17 protein-coding genes are annotated in these 17,058 nt (G+C 68.0%); 6 read left to right on the forward strand and 11 right to left on the reverse strand.

Annotated elements, in window-relative coordinates:
* Positions 1-42 precede the first annotated feature (42 nt).
* Both OG817_RS17425 and def read left to right on the forward strand, forming a co-directional pair.
* Entirely contained in the window at positions 43-858 is an 816-nt protein-coding gene (locus OG817_RS17425; protein ID WP_396389997.1) for an LLM class F420-dependent oxidoreductase, read from the forward strand.
* 67 nt (positions 859-925) lie between these two features.
* Entirely contained in the window at positions 926-1,531 is a 606-nt protein-coding gene (gene def / locus OG817_RS17430; RefSeq protein WP_360439385.1) for a peptide deformylase, read from the forward strand.
* A gap of 4 nt (positions 1,532-1,535) precedes the next feature.
* Here the strand turns inward: def and OG817_RS17435 are convergent, their stop codons facing one another.
* Genes OG817_RS17435 through cobT form a run of 5 tightly spaced genes read right to left on the reverse strand, consistent with a single transcriptional unit; the run spans position 1,536 to position 5,701 of the window.
* Positions 1,536-2,090 carry an AAA family ATPase gene (locus OG817_RS17435; protein WP_406055911.1) on the reverse strand — a complete coding sequence of 185 codons (555 nt, stop codon included), beginning with the start codon at positions 2,088-2,090 and terminating at the stop codon, positions 1,536-1,538.
* The gene (locus OG817_RS17440) at positions 2,078-2,605 is read right to left on the reverse strand and encodes a GNAT family N-acetyltransferase (protein ID WP_406055913.1); all 528 of its coding nucleotides are present in this window, start codon (positions 2,603-2,605) and stop codon (positions 2,078-2,080) included. Before OG817_RS17440 ends, OG817_RS17435 begins: the two co-directional genes overlap by 13 nt.
* Before the next feature lie 8 nt (positions 2,606-2,613).
* The gene (locus OG817_RS17445) at positions 2,614-3,429 is read right to left on the reverse strand and encodes a TrmH family RNA methyltransferase (RefSeq protein WP_406055915.1); all 816 of its coding nucleotides are present in this window, start codon (positions 3,427-3,429) and stop codon (positions 2,614-2,616) included.
* On the reverse strand, positions 3,426-4,664 hold the full coding sequence (cobA, locus tag OG817_RS17450) for a uroporphyrinogen-III C-methyltransferase (protein ID WP_406055917.1): 1,239 nt from the start codon (positions 4,662-4,664) through the stop codon (positions 3,426-3,428). The genes OG817_RS17445 and cobA overlap by 4 nt, the downstream gene beginning before the upstream one ends.
* On the reverse strand, positions 4,661-5,701 hold the full coding sequence (cobT, locus tag OG817_RS17455) for a nicotinate-nucleotide--dimethylbenzimidazole phosphoribosyltransferase (RefSeq protein WP_406055919.1): 1,041 nt from the start codon (positions 5,699-5,701) through the stop codon (positions 4,661-4,663). The genes cobA and cobT overlap by 4 nt, the downstream gene beginning before the upstream one ends.
* A gap of 152 nt (positions 5,702-5,853) precedes the next feature.
* On the opposite strand from cobT, the gene OG817_RS17460 reads away from it, so the two are divergent.
* Positions 5,854-6,384 (forward strand): YbhB/YbcL family Raf kinase inhibitor-like protein, encoded by a 531-nt coding sequence (locus OG817_RS17460; protein WP_406055921.1) that lies wholly within the window; start codon positions 5,854-5,856, stop codon positions 6,382-6,384.
* Between the two features lie 110 nt (positions 6,385-6,494).
* Here OG817_RS17460 and OG817_RS17465 read toward each other — a convergent pair whose 3' ends face one another.
* Entirely contained in the window at positions 6,495-7,886 is a 1,392-nt protein-coding gene (locus tag OG817_RS17465) for an MFS transporter (protein ID WP_406055923.1), read from the reverse strand.
* Positions 7,887-8,010: 124 nt separating this feature from the next.
* On the opposite strand from OG817_RS17465, the gene OG817_RS17470 reads away from it, so the two are divergent.
* Positions 8,011-8,664 (forward strand): class I SAM-dependent methyltransferase, encoded by a 654-nt coding sequence (locus OG817_RS17470; RefSeq protein WP_406055925.1) that lies wholly within the window; start codon positions 8,011-8,013, stop codon positions 8,662-8,664.
* Between the two features lie 42 nt (positions 8,665-8,706).
* Positions 8,707-9,336, forward strand: coding sequence for a class I SAM-dependent methyltransferase (locus tag OG817_RS17475; RefSeq protein WP_406055927.1), 630 nt, complete (start codon positions 8,707-8,709; stop codon positions 9,334-9,336).
* Positions 9,337-9,420: 84 nt separating this feature from the next.
* Here OG817_RS17475 and OG817_RS17480 read toward each other — a convergent pair whose 3' ends face one another.
* From OG817_RS17480 to OG817_RS17500, 5 genes are all read right to left on the reverse strand, one after another.
* The gene (locus tag OG817_RS17480; protein WP_396389985.1) at positions 9,421-10,305 is read right to left on the reverse strand and encodes a carbohydrate ABC transporter permease; all 885 of its coding nucleotides are present in this window, start codon (positions 10,303-10,305) and stop codon (positions 9,421-9,423) included.
* Positions 10,305-11,273 carry a carbohydrate ABC transporter permease gene (locus OG817_RS17485; RefSeq protein WP_396389984.1) on the reverse strand — a complete coding sequence of 323 codons (969 nt, stop codon included), beginning with the start codon at positions 11,271-11,273 and terminating at the stop codon, positions 10,305-10,307. Before OG817_RS17485 ends, OG817_RS17480 begins: the two co-directional genes overlap by 1 nt.
* Positions 11,270-12,556, reverse strand: a complete 1,287-nt coding sequence (locus OG817_RS17490) for an ABC transporter substrate-binding protein (RefSeq protein WP_396389983.1) — start codon at positions 12,554-12,556, stop codon at positions 11,270-11,272. The genes OG817_RS17485 and OG817_RS17490 overlap by 4 nt, the downstream gene beginning before the upstream one ends.
* Positions 12,557-12,861: 305 nt before the next feature.
* Positions 12,862-14,994, reverse strand: a complete 2,133-nt coding sequence (locus OG817_RS17495) for a 3-hydroxyacyl-CoA dehydrogenase NAD-binding domain-containing protein (protein ID WP_406055931.1) — start codon at positions 14,992-14,994, stop codon at positions 12,862-12,864.
* On the reverse strand, positions 14,991-16,211 hold the full coding sequence (locus OG817_RS17500) for an acetyl-CoA C-acetyltransferase (RefSeq protein ID WP_406057462.1): 1,221 nt from the start codon (positions 16,209-16,211) through the stop codon (positions 14,991-14,993). The genes OG817_RS17495 and OG817_RS17500 overlap by 4 nt, the downstream gene beginning before the upstream one ends.
* A gap of 85 nt (positions 16,212-16,296) precedes the next feature.
* Between OG817_RS17500 and OG817_RS17505 the strand changes: the two genes are divergently transcribed.
* Positions 16,297-17,043, forward strand: a complete 747-nt coding sequence (locus OG817_RS17505; protein WP_360439429.1) for a MerR family transcriptional regulator — start codon at positions 16,297-16,299, stop codon at positions 17,041-17,043.
* Positions 17,044-17,058: the final 15 nt, after the last annotated feature.

Genomic DNA, 17,058 nt, shown 5'->3' on the forward strand with positions numbered 1-17,058 from the left:
CCGATCCGGAGGGCCCTCCGCAACGCCGATAGGATCTCCACCATGACAGATTCCGAGTCCATCGACCGTCCGTACGCCGCCTTCCCGGTACGGATCGGCGTCCAGGTCCAGCCCCAGCACGCGCAGTACGCCGACATCCGGCGGACTGTCGCGGCGGCGGAGGAGATCGGCGTCGACGTGGCGTTCAACTGGGACCACTTCTACCCGCTGTCGGGTGAGCCGGAGGGTCTGCACTTCGAGTGCTGGACCATGCTGGCCGCCTGGGCCGAGGCGACCGAGCGGATCCAGTTCGGTGCCCTGGTCACCTGCAACTCCTACCGCAACCCCGACCTGCTCGCCGACATGGCCCGCACGGTCGACCACATCAGCGACGGCCGGCTGATCTTCGGCATCGGCTCGGGCTGGTTCGAGAAGGACTACGACGAGTACGGCTACGAGTTCGGTACGGCGGGCGGCCGGCTCGACGCGCTCGGCGAGGCGCTGCCGCGGATCGAGCAGCGGTGGGCCAAGCTGAACCCGCTGCCGACCCGCGACATCCCGGTGCTGATCGGCGGTGGCGGCGAGAAGAAGACGCTGAAGCTGGTCGCGAAGCACGCCAACATCTGGCACGGCTTCGGCGACGCCGAGACGCTCGCGCACAAGCACGCCGTACTGGACGAGCACTGCAAGACGATCGGCCGCGACCCGGGCGAGATCGAGCGCTCGGCTGCTGTCGGCGACAAGTCGCCCGAGCAGATCGGCAAGTCCCTGCTGGACGTCGGCACTCGCCTGTTCACCGTCTCGACCTCCGGCCCGGACTACGACCTGGGTCTGCTGCGCGAGTGGGTCGCCTGGCGGGACGAGCTGAACGCGAAGTAGTCCCTGCCGGCGCAGGTGGTCGCATCCTCGGCCACCTGCGCCGGAGCAGGCAGCTAGGATTTCCCGCATGTCTACGTTGCCTGCGAACGGTTCGGTGCGACCCATCACCCGGTGGGGCGAGGACGTCATGCACCGGGTCAACCAGCCCGTGACCGACTTCGGTGACGACCTGCAGACACTCGTCGCCGACATGGTCGCGACGATGCGCGCGGCCGACGGCGTCGGCCTGGCCGCGAACCAGGTCGGTGTGGATCTGCAACTGTTCGTGTTCGACTGCCCGGACAAGGACGGCAACCACGTCCAGGGCGTCGTGTGCAACCCGGTGGTCGAGGTCCCCGAGGGCAAGGACCGCAGCCTGGACGAGGGTGAGGAAGGCTGCCTGTCGCTGCCGGGTGCCTTCACCAAGTGCGCCCGCCCGGACTTCGCCCGCGTCACCGGCGTCGACCAGCACGGCGAGCCGGTCAGCTTCGAGGGCGACGGCCTGCTGGCGCGCTGCCTGCAGCACGAGACCGACCACACCCAGGGCACTGTTTTCGGCGACCGGCTGTCCCGCAAGTACCGCAAGCGCCTGTTCGGCGAGGCCGAGGAGCTCGCGCCGGACTACCCGTCGGACTGGCCGGTCTCACCGATGATCGAGCACGACGAGCACCACCAGGAATCCCAGGCCACCTGAGGTTCTACCAGCGGGCCTTCGGGAGATCCGCAAGGATCGCGTCGACCGACTGCTCCGGCGTCTGGTCGCTGGTGTCGAGCCACAGACCCCGGCGCGGCATCGCGTCCAGATCCTTCTGCAGGGCACGAACCGCGTCCGCGAGGGTGCCGCCAGGTTCCTGCCAGTCGCGGTAGGAGTTGTTGCCTCCTCGCGCGATCTCCCGTTCGACGATCGACTCCACCGACGGGTAGAGCACGACCAGGTACGTCTCCACGCCACGCAACCCGGCGAACCACTTCTCGACATGCTCCCCGATGACGATGTCGCTGCAGACGAAGTCGAACCCGGCGTCGGCGTAGTGCTGCGCCACGAGTGCCGAGGCGTCGTACCGCAGCTCCAGCTGGCGGACCGCCTCGGCCGACGGGTCCGGCGTCATCACCTCGGCGCCCGCGACGACCGCCTTGTAGAAGACATCCCCGTCGAGCGTCGCCGCCGGCGGCCCGAGCCGCGCGGCGAGCAGCGGCGCGATGGTGGACTTCCCCGCAGCCTGCATCCCCGTGATGAGTACTACTTTCGGCATGCCTGCCAAGCCTCCGCGGTCATCGTGTAGACAGTGGCACGAAACGGTACGCCGTCCTCCTCGAGATCCACCTCGTGGTCGAAGGTCATGCCGAGCCGGCGCATGACGGCGATGCTACGGAGGTTCGGCGAATCGGTCACGGCAATAATCCTGGGTAGCTCGAGCGTGGTGAAGCCGTGCTCCAGCCAGGAGGCCGCCGCCTCCGTCGCATACCCGTGTCCCCAGTACTCACGGGCCAGCCGCCAGCCGATCTCCAGATCGTCCGGATACCACTGCTCCCGGGTGAGACCGCACGCCCCGAGGAACGCGCCGTCGGAACGTCGTTCGACCGCGAGGAACCCATACCCGTCGGACGCGTACCGCTCGTTGACCGCGGAGGCGATCTGGTCACACTCGTCCCGGCTCAGCGGCCCGCCGAGATACGTCAGCACCTCCGGGACCACGTTGAGCGCGGCCCACGGCTCCAGATCCTCTTCGCGGAACGGACGCAGTACCAGGCGTTCCGTCGTACGCATGGCTCCCCCTAAGGCATGGGTCGCGTGGCGTAGAAGGCGACCGCTGCTGAGCTTGCCACGTTCAGCGAGTCGACGCCGCCTGCCATCGGGATGCGTACCGCCAGATCTGCCTTTTCGAGCACGCGCGGCTTGAGGCCGTGTCCTTCGGTGCCGAAGATCAGCGCGAGGCGTTCGTCGTTCCGGGCGACCAGGTCGTCCAGCGTGATCGAGTCGTCGGTCAGTGCGAACGCGGCTGCGATGAAGCCGCGGTCCTGCAGTTGGGTGAGGTCGCCGGGCCAGGACTCCAGCCGGGTCCACGGCACCTGGAAGACCGTTCCCATCGACACCTTGATCGACCGGCGGTACAGCGGGTCGGCACAGGTCGGGGTCACCAGCACGAGGTCGACGCCCATCGCGGCGGCCGCGCGGAAGCCGGCGCCGACGTTCGTGTGATCCACGATGTCGTCGAAGATCGCGATCCGTCTGATGTCCTGGTTGAGCAGCTGTTGGAGTGGCATCCGCGGCCGGCGGCGGTACGACGCGAGTGCGCCGCGGTGGACGTGGAAACCGGTGACCTGCTCGGCCAGTTCCTCCGAGACGACATACACAGGCGCGTCGGGCCACTGTGCGAGGACGTCGGCCAGCGAGTCCAGCCAGCGCGGCGCGAGTAGGAACGACCGCGGCTCGTACCCGGCGTCCGCGGCCCGGCGGATCACCTTGTCGCCCTCGGCGATGAACAGCCCGTGCTCCTCCTCCAGCAGGCGGCGCAACGTCACCTCCCGCAGCCTGACGTAGTCCGCCAGCCGCGGGTCAGCGGGATCGTCCAGCGGGACCTGTGGGCTCATGCGGTCCCAGGCGACCGGGCGCCGTCGTTGCGTGCCTGCGCGGCGACGTCGACGACGTTGCCGATGACAACGATCGCGGGGGCGCCGACGCCGGCTTCGGCCATCGTTGCGGCGATCCCGGCCAGGTCGGACGTCACCATCCGCTGACCCGGAAGGGTGCCATCGGCAATGGCCGCGGCCGGGGTGTCAGCGGGGCGGCCGGCGGCGATCAGACGCTCGGTGATCGCGGGCAGGTTCTCGACCGCCATCAGCAGCACGAGCGTGCCGGACAGCTGCGCCAGCGCGTCCCAGTTGATCAGTGAGTCCGGGTGCGACGGCGGGATGTGGCCCGACACAACCGTGAATTCGTGAGTCACTCCGCGATGCGTCACCGGGATGCCGGACACGGCCGGCACCGAGATCGAGCTGGTGATCCCCGGCACGACCGTCCACGGAACGCCGGCCTCGGCACAGGCCAGCGCTTCCTCGAAGCCGCGGCCGAAGACGTACGGGTCGCCGCCCTTCAGCCGTACGACGACCTTTCCCTGCTGACCGCGGTCGACCAGGATCCGGTTGATCTCCTCCTGCTGGGCTGCCCGGCCGCGCGGGAGCTTGGCCGCGTCGAACAGCTCGACATCCGGAGGCAATTCGTCCAGCAGCTGCTGCGGCGCGAGCCGGTCCGCGACGACCACGTCCGCCTCGGCCAGCAACCGCCGTCCGCGCACCGTGATCAGGTCCGGGTCGCCCGGTCCCCCGCCGACCAGGTACACGCCAGGGTGCTTGCCGGCCTCGCGTGCACCCAGCTCCCCCGTCCGGAGACCTTCCAGGATGGCGTCCCGAACCGCGGCCGAACGGCGGTGATCGCCGCCGCCGAGTACGCCGATGGTCACGTTGTCGTGCTGGCCCGATGCCGGCGTCCACGCGGTTGCCCGGGATCGGTCGTCGGACCGTACGCAGAAGATCCGGCGTTCCTCGGCCTCCTCAGACACCTGGTCGTTGACCGCGGTGTCGTCGGTGGCCACGACGACGTACCAGGATCCATCCAGGTCGCCGTACTGATAGCCGCGTTCGGTCCAGGACAGGGACGGGTTGGAGAGCAGTCCCTCGATGGTGGGGGTGATCGACGGCGAGATCAGGTCGATCCGGGCGCCGGACTCGAGCAGGCGCGGGAGCCGCCGCTGCGCGACACCTCCGCCACCGACGACGACCACGCGTCGTCCCTGCAGCACGAGGCCGGACAGGTACTGATCGGTCACGAGCTGATCCCCGCGGACTCGAAGGTCGCCATCTCGGCGAGCGCCCGGACCGCGCAGGTCAGGATCGGGTACGCGAGCACCGCGCCGGTCCCCTCACCGAGCCTGAGGTCCAGGTCGACCAGCGGCTGGAGGCCGAGCGTCTTCAGCGCGACCGCGTGCCCCGGCTCCGCCGAGCGGTGCCCGGCGACGCAGTAGTCGATCACTGCCGGGTGGAGCGCCTGGGCGACGAGCGCCGCGGCACCCGCGATCACGCCGTCGAGGATGACCGGTACCTTGTTGGCCGCTCCGCCGAGGAGATATCCGGCCAGCGCTGCGTGCTCCAGACCGCCGTACGCCTGGAGCGCTTTGAGCGGCTCGGTCGCCGGTACGTCGTGCATCGCGAGGGCAGCCTGGACGATCGCGGTCTTGTGGGCCAGCGTGGCGTCGTCGATGCCGGTGCCCCGGCCGGTCACCACGTCCGCGGTCGAGCCGGTGAAGGTGGCGATCAGGGCGGCACTCGCGGTCGTGTTGGCGATGCCCATGTCGCCAGTGAGCAGGCAGCGGTAGCCGTCCTGGATGAGCCGGTCCGCCAGGTCGAAGCCGACGGCGATCGCGGCACGCACCTCGTCCTCGGTGAGGGCTGCCCCGGCGGACAGATCACGCGTCCCCGGCCGGACCTTCGCGTGGATGATGTCCAGCTGGTCCACCGGGGTCGCAACGCCGACGTCGACGACCCGGACATCGACCCGGTTGTTGGCCGCGAAGGCGTTCACCGCGGCGCCGCCGGCGGCGAAGTTCGCCAGCATCGCGGCGGTCACCTCCTGCGGCCAGGGCGACACACCCTGTGCGTGTACGCCGTGGTCCGCGGCGAACACCGTCACCACGGCCGGCGCGGGCACCTCGGGCGGGCAGCTACCGGTCATCCCGGCGACGCGGACAGACAGCTCCTCCAGCACCCCGAGCGAGCCGGCCGGCTTCGTCAGCTGCGACTGACGCTCCGCGGCAGCCCGCATCGCCGTACCATCCGCCGGCCCGATCCGATCCAGGTACTCCTCCACCGCGCTCCTCCAGTCCACCACGCCCCTCCCGCCCGGTTGGGCGGGTCGAGTCCGATCTTCGCATCCGCCGACGTGTGCCCCGGTCCGGACCAGCGTGATGTGGACAGTAATGTCGGAATCACCACACCTTGCGAGATCCCGGAGGATCACAGATGTCGCTCGATCGTCCCGTTGCCCCGGACCCGTACGAACTGCTCCCGCAGGCCGGTACCTTCACCGTCACCAGCACCGACGTCGCCGACAACGAACAACTGGCCGAGGACCACGCGTTCGCCGGCGGCAACAAGTCGCCGCAGCTGAGCTGGTCCGGGTTCCCGGCGGAGACCAAGGGTTTCGTCGTCACCTGCTACGACCCGGACGCGCCGGTCGTGTCCGGCTTCTGGCACTGGGTCCTGGTCAACCTGCCCGCGACCGTGACCGAGCTCCCCACCGGCGCCGGCACCCCGGAACGCCTCGACAACGGTGCCTTCCACGTCCGCAGCGACTTCGGCACCAAGTCGTTCGGCGGCGCAGCCCCGCCCCCCGGGGACCAGGTCCACCGCTACTACTTCGTCGTCCACGCGATGGACGTGGAAGCCCTCGACGTAGACAGCGACGCCTCCCCAGCCGTAGTCGGCTTCAACCTCGCCTTCCACACCCTGGCCCGAGCCATCATCACCCCCACCTACAAGATCGCCGCGTAGTTCACGGCGTACCGACGAACGGGTAGTACCGGTCTGCCATCCGTCACTGACGCCAGCGCCCCGCCTCGGGTCGGCCAGGTCGATCGACCACTACCCGTTCTTCGGTACACCTACGACGGGCTGGGGTCGAGGTGGCAGGTGGGGGTCGACGGGCGGGGGCGGCGGGCCAGCGCGGTGATGGCGGTCAGGACGAGGGTGAGGGCGGTGGCGGCGGAGGCGACGGTGATGCAGGTGACGAAGCCGGTGCTGAGCTTGTCAGTGGTGCCGAGGAGAGGGCCGAAGGTGGCAATGCCGATGGCTCCCCCGATCTGACGTGAGGTGTTGAAGGCAGCGGACGCGGCACCATGCAGACCGGGTACAACGGCAGCCATCGACTGCGAGGTCATCGTGGGTACGAGCAATCCGCCACTGAAGCCGGCCGGAATCAACGCAAGCACCAGCGGCCACAACGCGCTCGACGTGCCTGCCCACGCCACTGCGGCCAGCGACGCCGTCAGAACGGCCTGACCGATACTGAGCACGCCAGCTCGGCCGATGCGCCGAGCGAGGGGCGCCGCAGAGATGCTGCCGATCGAGATCAGGCCGGTGAGTGGCAGGAACAGCAGTCCGCTGACCAGTGGGCCGAGTCCGCGGCCTTGCTGCAGCATCAGGCTCATGGCGAACAGCAACCCGTAGAACGCGAAGTTGAACAACGCGCCCTGTACGGCGATGACCACGAATCCGCGATCGGAGTAGACGCCCCGCGGCAGCAGCGGCGTACGGGTGGAGCGTTCGGCCCAGACGAAGCCGACCAGCCCGGCCAAGGTCAGGGCGGCTGCGGTCACGACAGGAGGGCTCAGCCAACCCTGGGCGGGCGCTTCGATGAGGGCGAAGACCAGTCCGCCAATCAGCACCGTCGCCGTACCCATGCCTGCCAGGTCCAGGCGCCGACCGGCACTCGCGACCCTAGGCATGAAGCGCAGAGCCCAGATCGCCGCCGGGATGCCGATGACGACGTTCACCGCGAACACAGCGCGCCAGTCGGCGACAGCGACCAGCGCACCGCCCAGCAGCGGTCCGGCAGCCATGCCAACGCCTCCTGCGGCGGCCCACCAGCCGACGAGACGGTGCCGCATCTGCTCGTCCCGCGCGGTCGCGGTGGCGAGTACCAGCGCGCTCGGCAGGAGCAACGCGGAGCCGGCACCCTGGATCAGCCGGGCGAGGTTGAGCATCAGCATCGACGCCGAGACCGCGCACACCGCGGAGGACGCGGTGAAGATCAGCAACCCGGCAACGAACGCCCGCTTGGCGCCGAGCGTGTCCGTGATCGCACCGGCGCCGAGCATCACCGCCGCGAACGACAGCGTGTACGCGTTCACAGCCCACTCCAGCTCCGGCCGCGAGGCGTGCAGGTGCTCGGCGAGTTGCGCGAGGGTCAGCTGCACGATCGTGCCGTCGACGAAGACCATGAAGGCGGCGACCAGTGCGAGCACCGTGACACCCCGGCGATGTTCGATAGCCATGGAACTACCCTAGAATAAGTTCGATGCTCATCGAACTTCGGTTCGCGGACCGGACGCGAGGCCTGATGGTGCGGGCTCCCGCGTGCCACGATGAACGGGCGGTCGCGACAGGAAGGAGAGTCCGGTGTCGGAGGCTGACGATCCGTACGGCGGTAGGACGCCGACCAGTCATGAGCGGATGTCTGGCCGGCCGTGGGATGCGTCGTACTGGGATGGTCCGGCTCCTTGGGATTTCGGTGGGCCACAGCCGGCTGTTGAGCGGGTCGCAGCGGCAGGCGGGTTTGCCGGCACGGTGCTTGACGCAGGGTGCGGGAGTGGCGAGAACACGCTGGTGATCGCCTCGCTGGGGTTGCCGGTGCTGGGCGTTGATATCGCTGAGACCGGGTTGACGATGGCGCGCGACAAGGCTGCTGAGCGTGGGATCCCGGCCGAGTTCGCGATGGCTGACGCGTTGCACCTCGAGCGATTGGGGCGGCAGTTCGAGACGGTGCTGGACTCCGGGCTGTTCCACACGTTCAACACCGAGGAACGGCGGGAGTACGCCGCCAGCCTCGCGACAGCCACGGAGTACGGCGGGACGTTGTATGTGCTGTGCTTCGGCGACGAAGGGCCCGACGCCGGTCCGCATCCCGTGAGTCAGGAGGATCTGCGGATGGCGTTCGGTCCGGGCTCTGGTTGGGCCATCGCGTCCATCGTGCCGGAGCGGGTCAGGACGGTGTTCCACGACGAGAACGGCGCTCCGGCCTGGCTCGCGACCGTCAAGCGAAGCGCCGCGTAAACCCGTTGCTGGTGCCGATCGGCGCCGTTAGCGTCGACGACCATGACGGACGACGATCCGAAGCAGATAGTTCGCCGTGGGTACGACGTACTGTCGCTGCGATACGACGAGGCGACCGGCGCCGACTCGAAGTACCGGAGCTGGATCGACGAGCTGATCGCACGGCTCGAGGGTGGAAGTCGAGTGCTCGACGTTGGCTGCGGGAGCGGGGTGCCGGTCGCGCGTGAACTCGTGGCGGCGGGGCATCACGTCACCGGGGTCGACATCAGCGAGGTGCAGATCCGTCGCGCTCGTGAACTCGTGCCGGACGGTGAGTTCATCAACGCCGACGCCACGTCGCTGGACTTCCCGGCCGAATCGTTCGACGCCGTCGTGTCTCTGTACGCCCTGATCCACATGCCCCAGGACGAGCAGCAACAACTGCTCCACAACATCGCGACTTGGCTCCGCCCGGGCGGATGGTTCCTGTGCACCACCGGTCAGTCCGCGTGGACGGGCATCGACGAGGACTGGCTCGACGGCGGAGCCTCCATGTGGTGGAGCCACACCGACGCCGACACCAATCGCACCTGGATCGCTCAAACCGGCCTGACCATCGAACACCAGGCGTTCATCCCCGAAGGCTCCGGCGGCCACGCCCTCTTCTGGTCCCGCCGCCCCCAGCAGCCCTGACCCGGAACACGAACCGGCGGGGAGCCTGATGGACTCCCCGCCGGGGCCTTGCCAACTTCTTCAAGGTTCAAGAAGTTGTAGTCCTTAATCCTTGATGCCGGATTGGGTTACTCCTTGGATGAGGTAGCGCTGGAGGAAGGCGAAGATCAGGACCAGCGGCAGGATCGAGACCGCCACAGCCATGAACAGCTCGTGGATGTTGATGGTTTGCGCGGTCACGAACGTCGACATCGCGACCTGGACGGTCCACGACGACGAGTCCTGCCCGATCACCAACGGCCAGAGGAACGAGTTCCAGTTGGCGATGAACGTGATCGCGGCCAGCGCGGCGAAGAACGGCAGCGAGTTCGGGACCACGATGCGCCAGAACACACCGAAGTACCCGGCACCGTCCACCCGGGCCGCCTCCTCCAGTTCCTTGGGGAAGCCCAGGAAGTACTGCCGGAACAGGAACGCCGCGAACCCACTGAACAGCGTCGGGATGATCAGCCCGCGCAGCGTGCTGACCCAGCCGAGCGACGAGACCACGATGAAGCTCGGGATGAAGGTGACCGCGGCCGGGATCATCAGTGTGGCCACGATCGCGTAGAAGATCTTGTCCGCGTGCCGGTACGGGATCCGGGCCAGGCCGTACCCCGCCATCGATGCCAGCAGCAACTGTCCGGCGGTGCCGAGGACGCCGACCACCGCGGAGTTGTACATCGCCCGCGCCATCGGCACCTGGGTGTCGTTGAACAGTTCGCTGATGTTGCTCCACTGCAGATCCTTCGGGAACAGCGTCCAGTCCGGCGCGGTGATGTCCGCCTCGGTGGACAGCGCGTTGCGCAGGATCAGGTAGAACGGCAGCAGGAACAGCACCACCGCGACGAACAGCGCGATCCAGCGTCCCACCATCCCGACCATGCCGAGCGGGCTGCGGCTGAAGCCGATCGGCTGTGGGGTTCCCGTCGTACGTTCGGTGGCCGACATCAGTCACCCGCCTTTCCGAAGCCGAAGATCCGGCCCTGCAGCAGCGTCACGATCATGATGATCACGGCCAGGATGAGCGCACCCGCGGAGCCGTGCCCGAGGTCCTGGATCGACCCGAGCGAGATGCCGTACAGGTAGACCAGTGGCGGCCGCGCGTAGTTCACGTTGCCGATCAGGTTGTAGAACTCGTCGAACGCCTGGTACGCCGCGATCAGGTTCAGGATCAGTACGGCGACCGACGTGGCCCGCAACTGCGGCAGCGTGATGTAGCGGAACACCTGCCAGCCGGGTTTGGCACCGTCGACGTACGCCGCCTCGTAGAGCGTCGGCGAGATCCGCTGCAGACCCGCGATGAACAGGATCATGTAGAACCCGAGTTGCAGCCACAGCCGGACGGTGACGATCGGGATCCAGTACCACGGCGGATCGACCGTCGACAGCCAGGCGATCCCGTCGATGCCGAACCAGCCGAGGACCGTGTTGGCCAGGCCGAACCGGACACCGTTGAAGATCGACAGCCGCCAGATCAGCGACGCGACGACGTACGAGCACGCGGTCGGCAGGAAGAACACGGACCGGAAGAACGCCCGCGCGATCTTGACCTGGTTGACCAGCAACGCCAGCGCCAGCGACAGCACGAACGTCAGCGGCACGATGAACACCGCGAAGATCGTGAACGTGCCCAGGCTGGACAGGAAGTTGTGGTCGGTGAGCATGTCGACGTAGTTCTGCAGCCCGACGAACTTCGACGGCGTGACCGTGTTGTAGGCCTCGAAGAAGCTGAGGACCAGGCTCCAGATGATCGGCAGGTAGGAGAAGATCAGCAGCCCGACGACGAACGGTCCGACGAAGAGCCAGAACGACATCGTGGTGCCGGCGATCCCCCGCCGGCGTCGCGTCCCCCGCCGCTCACCAGTGGTGGCGGAGGACGCGGCCGGCTTCGTGTCTGCCGGTGCGGTGCGGCTCACCCGAACAACCGGGTCAACTCGTCGTTGACGGTCTTCTCGGCTTTGGCGATCTCGGCGGCGGGGTCGGCTCCCTTCTTGATCACGTTGGTGAGCATGTCGCCGAACGCCGTACCCATCTTGGGAGTCCAGGCCGGGTTGTCGGTGTGGCCGTAGTCAGCGGTGAGCTTGACCGTCTCGGCCGCCACGCCGCTCTGCAGCTTCGCCGCCTTGGCCGCAAGGCTCTTGCGCGGCGGGATGTGGAAGCCGTAGTTCAGCGACCAGTCCTCCTGGAAGTCCTCCTTGTCGATCCACAGCCACTTCACGAACTTCTTCGCCGCGTCGACGTTCGCGCTCTTGGACGAGACGAACTGCGTCCAGCCGCCGGAGTACACGGCCGGCTTGCCCTGCGCGTCCAGCGCGGGGAACGGGAACACGCCGAGGTCGTCGCCGAGCGCCTTCTGCATGCCCGGCACGGCCCACATACCGATCCACTGCATCGCCGCCAGACCCTGGTTGATCGCGCCCGGGTCGGTCCAGTCGGTCGGCGAGCCGAGGAGCACGCTCTTGCTCGCGTACAGCTCGTGCAGCTTGCCGAACGCCTGCGCCGCACGGGCGTCGGTGAAGCCCGGCTTGTTGTCGTCGGTCAGGTAGCTGCCTCCGGACGACCACAGCGCCGGTCCGCCGAGTGCGAGGCCGCCGTCGTTGCCGACGAAGATGCCCTTCACCTTGTCCGTGGTGAGTTCCTTGGCCGCGGCGATCAGGTCGTCGATCGTCTCCGGCGGCTTGATCCCGGCCTTGTCCAGCAGGGACTTGCGGTAGTAGATGACCTGCGGGTCGACGATCATCCGGATCCCGTAGATCTTGCCGTCGACGGTGTTGGTGGCCAGGTCACCCGGCTGGAAGTCGTCCTTGACGTCAGCCATGATGTCGTCCAGCGCGACCACCTGGTTGCTCTTCACCATGCCGATGTTGAGCTGACTCTCGAAGACGTCCGGGCCCTTGCTCGACAGCAGGCCGGACGACAGCTTGGCGGCGTAGTCACCGGGGGTCCACGCGACCGTGACGTTCGCGTCGGTGTAGGCCTTGGCGTACTTCGTCGCGGCTTGCTGGGTGCCGGTCTCGCCGTACTGGTGGTACCACTGCGACAAGGTCGCCTTGGCGCCACCGCCGCCGTCGCCACCGCTCGAGGGCCGGCCGGTATTACCGCCGCAGGCCGCGGTGAACGCGGCGAGCGCGGCCAGGCCGCCGGTCCGCTTGAGCAGATCCCGCCGGGTCAGACCGGCGTTCGGAACATGAGCAGGCATGAATTCCACCTTCCCGAGGAACAGCGCCGCAGGGGGTACGACGCCGGCGGTTCCGAGTTACTTAACGGCGTTAAGCATCTCCGATTTCGCACACGCTACAACTAGATCCAACATTCCAACAGCCTTCGACACAGGTCTTTTCGGCACGGTACCCAGCCCGCTGGTGGATTCCGCTCCGACGCTCCCAGGTGAATCGTTGGAGAAGTGTGTAGCACCATCGCTCAAAAGCGCGCCCGGCGCAAGACCGGGCGCGCTCTTCTTTGTTCGAATCTGTGGACTGTTGCGGGGGTGGTATCAGACCGTGATCAGCGGAACGTCTCCCCCGCCGAAGCCTTACGCACCAGGAGTTCCGGCGGCTCGAACCGGGTGCCGTACGACGACGCCAACGCCTGCGCACGCTCGACGAACGCGGGCAGCCCGTAGCCGTTGATGTACTGCAGCGCACCGCCGTACAGCGGTGGAAAACCGATGCCGAAGATCGATCCGATGTTGGCGTCGGCAACGGAGCGTAGTACTCCTTCGTCCAGGCACTTGACCGTCTCCAGCGCCATCGCGAACGTCATCCGCTCCTGCAGATCGATCAGCGGTACGCCGTTCCGTTGCGCGAAGTGCTCCCACAGCCCGGGCCACAGGGTCTTGGGACCATCCGCCGGGTAGTCGTAGAAGCCGGCACCCGCAGCCTTCCCGCGCCGGTCGAACTCGTTCACGAGCCGGTCCGCGACCGCCATCCCCGGATGCTCGTCGAACGCGCCGGCGCTGTCGCCGGCCGCCCTGGCCGCGTCCCGGATCTTCTGCGGCAAGGTCAGCGTGACCTCGTCCAGCATCGCCAGCGGCGGCGCCGGGAAGCCGATCTGGGTCGCGGCCCGTTCGATCGTCACCGGGTCGATGCCCTCGGCGACCATCGCCGCGCCCTCCATCACCAGCGTGCCGAACACGCGCGAGGTGAAGAAACCCCGGCTGTCGTTGACCACGATCGGCGTCTTCTTGATCTGCCGGACCACGTCGTACGCCTTGGCGATGGTTCGGTCGGAGGTCTTCTGCCCGACGATCAGCTCGACCAGCGGCATCCGGTCGACCGGTGAGAAGAAGTGCATGCCGAGGAAGTCGTCCGGCCGGTCGATGCCGTCGGCCAGTGAGGTGATCGGCAGCGTCGAGGTGTTCGAGCAGAGCAGTGCGTCCGGCTCGACCACGCCGGCGATCTCGGCGAACACCTTCTGCTTGAGCTCCTCGCTCTCGAACACTGCCTCGATCACCAGATCGCAGCCGGCCAGGTCGTTCGGGTCCGCGGTCGGGGTGATCCGACTGAGGAACTCCTCCACCTCCCCCGCCGTCATCCGTCCCTTCTGCACCTGCTTGGCCAGCAGCTTCTCGGAGTACGCCTTGCCCTTGCCGGCCGCCTCCAGCGACACGTCCTTGAGCACGACCTCGATACCGGCCTTCGCGCAAACGTACGCGATCCCGGCGCCCATCATGCCCGCGCCGAGCACGCCGACCTTGCGCGCGGAGTACTTCGGTACGCCGTCCGGCCGCGACGCGCCGGCGTTGATCGCCTGCAGGTCGAAGAAGAACGCCTGGATCATGTTCTTCGCGATCTGCCCGGTCGCCAGCGACACGAAGTACCGCGACTCGATCCGCGAAGCGGTGGCGAAGTCGACCTGGCTGCCCTCGACGGCCGCGCTCATGATCGCCCGCGGCGCCGGGTAGGGCGCGCCCTTCAGTTGCTTGCGCAGGTTCGCCGGGAAGGCCGGCAGGAACGCGGCCAGCTTCGGGGACGACGGCGTACCGCCGGGGATCTTGTAGCCGTCACGATCCCACGGCTGCTTGGCGTCACCGTCGTACCCATCGATCCACCGGTGGGCGGCGTCAAGCAACTCCGCGGCAGGAACGACGTCGTCCACGATGCCGACCGACTTGGCATGGGCGGGCTTCATCCGTTGCCCCTGCAACAGGACTTTCATCAGTGCGTCCTGCAGGCCGAGCATCCGGACCGTCCGGGTCACGCCGCCACCGCCGGGCAGCAGGCCGAGCGTCACCTCAGGGACGCCGATCTCGATCCGATTGTCGTCCGCAACGATCCGGTGGTGACAGGCGAGCGCGATCTCGAGACCGCCACCGAGCGCGGATCCGTTGATCGCGGCAACGACCGGGACACCCAGAGTCTCCAGTGCACGGAGTTGCCGCTTCACCTCTTCCACCGTGTCGAAGACCTCGGCCGCATCGCTGGGCTGGATCTGCGACAACATCTGCAGGTTGCCGCCGGCGAAGAAGGTGGATTTGGCGCTGGTGATCACGACACCTCTGAGGCCTGACTCCGACCGGAGTCGGGAGATGGTGTCCCCCATCGCGGTCAGATACGCCTCGTTCATGGTGTTCGCCGACGCGTCCGGGTCGTCCATCGTCAGGGTGACGACACCGTCGACGTTCTGCCAGGAGATCATGCCGCAAGCCTCTCGATGATCGTCGCGACGCCCATCCCGCCGCCGACGCACAGGGTGGCCAGTCCGTACCGGAGTTCGCGCCGCTCCAGTTCGTCCAGCAGGGTTCCGATCAGCATGGCTCCGGTGGCGCCGAGCGGGTGACCGAGCGCGATCGCACCGCCGTTCACGTTCACCTTCTCGTGCGGTACGCCGAGGTCCTTCATGAAATGCATGACCGCGGCGGCGAACGCCTCGTTCATCTCGAACAGGTCGATGTCGCTCACCTCGAGGCCGGCCTTGGCCAGCGCCTTGCGCGCGGCCGGTGCCGGTCCGGTCAGCATGATGGTCGGGTCGGCGCCACTGACGCCGGTGGCGACGACCCGGCCGCGAGGTGCCTGCCCGAGCGCCTCCCCGGCCTTCTCGTTGCCAACAGCAACCAGGGCGGCACCGTCGACGATGCCGGACGAGTTGCCGGCGTGGTGCACGTGGTTGATCCGCTCGACGGTCACGTACTTCTCCAGCGCGACCGCGTCGAAGCCGCCGTGCTCCCCGATCGCCGCGAACGACAAGGGCAGTCCGGCCAGCGTCTCGACCGTCGTACCCGGCCTGACGAGTTGATCGTGGTCCAGGATCTGCAACCCGTTGCGGTCCTGCACCGGGATGATCGAACGGCCGAAGTAGCCGTTCGCCCAGGCCTTGGCGGCTCGGGCGTGCGACTCGGCGGCGTACGCGTCGACGTCGGTGCGGGAGAAGCCGTCGAGAGTCGCGATCAGGTCCGCGCTGATGCCCTGCGGGATGAAGTTCGTCGCCAGGGCCGTCTCCGGGTCCATCGCCCACGCGCCGCCGTCCGAGGCCATCGGCACCCGGGACATCGACTCGACGCCGCCGGCGAGGATGAAGTCCTCCCACCCCGACCGGACCCGCTGCGCTGCCTGGTTGACCGCCTCGAGGCCGGACGCGCAGAACCGGTTGAGCTGCACGCCGCCGGTCGTCTCCGGGTAGCCCGCCGCCAGCACCGCGGTCCGGGCGATGTCCATGCCCTGGTCGCCGATCGGCGTGACGACACCGAGGACGACGTCGTCGATCGTGGCCGGGTCCAGCTCGGGGTGCCGGTTCCGCAGTTCGTGCAGGAGGCCGGTGATCAGCTGGATCGGCTTGACCTCGTACAGGGCACCCGTCGGTTTGCCCTTGCCGCGTGGGGTGCGGATCGCGTCGTACAGGAAGGCTTCACTGGTCATCATGATCCCGTCGGTCGAAGACTCTCCTCGATTGTGACAGTTCTGGTGTCACGGTGGTCAAGGGGGCCTCGTTATGATCTCCGCCATGCCGGAAACCAGCGCGGGGGGAACCGTGGACGAGGCGACACTGACGGTGGACGAACTCTCAACCCGGGTCGGGATGACGGTGCGGACGCTCCGCTTCTACGCCGGCCGCGGCCTGATCCCGCCACCCATCCGGCGCGGCCGGGTCGGCTACTACGGCCCGGAACACATCGCCCGGCTCGATCTGGTCCGCGAGCTGCAGGCCCACGGCTTCACCCTGTCCGCGATCGAGGGCTATCTGGATCGCATCCCGCCGAACGCAACGCCGCAGGACATCGCCCTGCACCGGACCCTGCTGACCCCGTGGATGCGCGACCTCCCGGAGACCCTGGATCGCACCGCGTTGGTACGACGTACCGGTCGCGAGCTCACCGACGACGACATCGAGATGCTGGTCGCGCTCGGTGTGGTCGAGCCGACGCCGGACGAGGACGTGTTCCAGGTCGCCACCGCGCACCTCAGTCTGGGCGTCGAGCTCCTCGATCTGGACCTGCCGGTCGACGCCGTACTCGCCGCCGGCCGGATCTTCACCGAGCACGGCCGCGCGATCGCGGAGGAGCTCACCGAGGTGTTCCGGACCAAGGTGTGGCCGCACTACCGGGATTCGGGCGGCCCGCCGGAGCACATCCAGCAGCTGGTCGAGCGGTTCAAGCCGGTGACCATCCAGGGCCTGGTGCTGGCCTACGAGCGAGCCGTCGGCGAGACCCAGCGCGACACGATCCGCCGGACCCAGAGCAAGCGCCGCTGACGGCCGGCGGAGCTC

It is taken from the genome of Kribbella sp. NBC_00889, from assembly GCF_045207705.1.
In the GTDB taxonomy this organism is placed as follows: Bacteria; Actinomycetota; Actinomycetes; order Propionibacteriales; family Kribbellaceae; genus Kribbella.